Source organism: Neisseria sp. HMSC066H01 (genome assembly GCF_001837375.1).
Taxonomy (GTDB): domain Bacteria; phylum Pseudomonadota; class Gammaproteobacteria; order Burkholderiales; family Neisseriaceae; genus Neisseria.
Genome location: NZ_KV832174.1, coordinates 1 through 1077, shown reverse-complemented (window position 1 = coordinate 1077; position 1077 = coordinate 1). Strand labels below are relative to the sequence as shown.

The window sequence follows — 1077 nt, the reverse complement described above, 5'->3', positions numbered from 1 at the left end:
TTCGCTGACTTCATTCCATTTGTAGCCTTCCGATTCCAAAGGGGATTTAACAGCTTGATAAGCTTCGTAGGCAAGCAGTGCGCCGCCTATGTAGAGATTGCCTCGACTTGAAACGGCTAGTTTTGCGCCACTTTTAACTAGACCGAATGCGCCAGAAAGGACGGCTTTTCGGGATACTTGGGCTTCAACCGTTGCATTTACAGTTTGTTTTGCCAAATACCCTTCATAGCGAGCCTTCATAGCTTCCGTTTGAAATTTACGATATAAATTATCAGAAACAGACCTATTCCAAGGCTGCTTATCCCAGTGTGCTGTATGCTGACCATTATAAGTAACTGATTTACCTTTAATATTAATATCGCCAGCAAATAAATAAGAACTTCCCAAAAAAAAGAAGAAAAACAAAATTAATTTATTCATTTCGTACTTTTTCTATTTCCTTCTTCTCTTCTATAGATCTATTTAAATCAGCCATGAACTTAACCATATCAGGATCTGATGGACCCGGTTTTTTTGGACTTGTATTCATTAAATAAAAATCATCGTTATCCGATAATTTATTATTAGATTTAAATTTATTTTGAATGAAACCTAATAAATTTATAACTAGATAAGATGCCATCATGAAATATCTAATTTCATTAGGAATAAAAATAATATTTAAAAAATACAATAAATAGAGAAGAACAAAAACAAGATTAAAAATTCTAATAAACATAATACTAACTTTCGTAATGGTTGCTGAAAGTTAGATTATATAGCCACGTCATTTAAAAATCATCCAGCCCACCAAGACCGGAACAAACACACCAAGATAAAAATAAAAATCCATCATGGTTTTACCTTAATTTCTGCCATATCAACCTGATACCCCAAACCGCTGCCATGATGGCAACTACTGACCAGCCTATATAGGATCCGTCTTTCATGCTATCTATCGGGTTACACTCAGGCAATTCAGCTTTTAAAATCTGTTCCCCATATTTCCAACCAAACTTTGTAAAATTAAGCTGATACAACTTTCCATCATCGCCAATTTTGGGAGGTACTAAACTGAAATAGACGTTTTCGGCATCC

At 34.8% G+C, this 1077-nt stretch carries 3 protein-coding genes; all 3 read right to left on the bottom strand.

Annotation, left to right across the window (positions count from 1 at the left end; translation table 11 throughout):
• On the bottom strand, nucleotides 1–420 hold a 420-nt coding region (locus tag HMPREF2551_RS00015), incomplete at its 3' end, for an IgG-binding virulence factor TspB family protein (RefSeq protein ID WP_283122389.1).
• Complete coding sequence (locus tag HMPREF2551_RS00010) at nucleotides 413–625, bottom strand: hypothetical protein (protein ID WP_283122388.1); 213 nt, start codon at nucleotides 623–625, stop codon at nucleotides 413–415. The genes HMPREF2551_RS00010 and HMPREF2551_RS00015, both read right to left, overlap by 8 nt.
• A 214-nt stretch (nucleotides 626–839) precedes the next feature.
• The coding region (locus HMPREF2551_RS10630; protein WP_070836701.1) for a hypothetical protein at nucleotides 840–1077 on the bottom strand (238 nt) is incomplete at its 5' end.

Excerpts from the sequence above, each read along its gene's own strand:
- HMPREF2551_RS00010 (WP_283122388.1), bottom strand. The coding sequence starts at position 625 with ATGATGGCATCTTATCTAGTTATAAATTTATTAGGTTTCATTCAAAAT.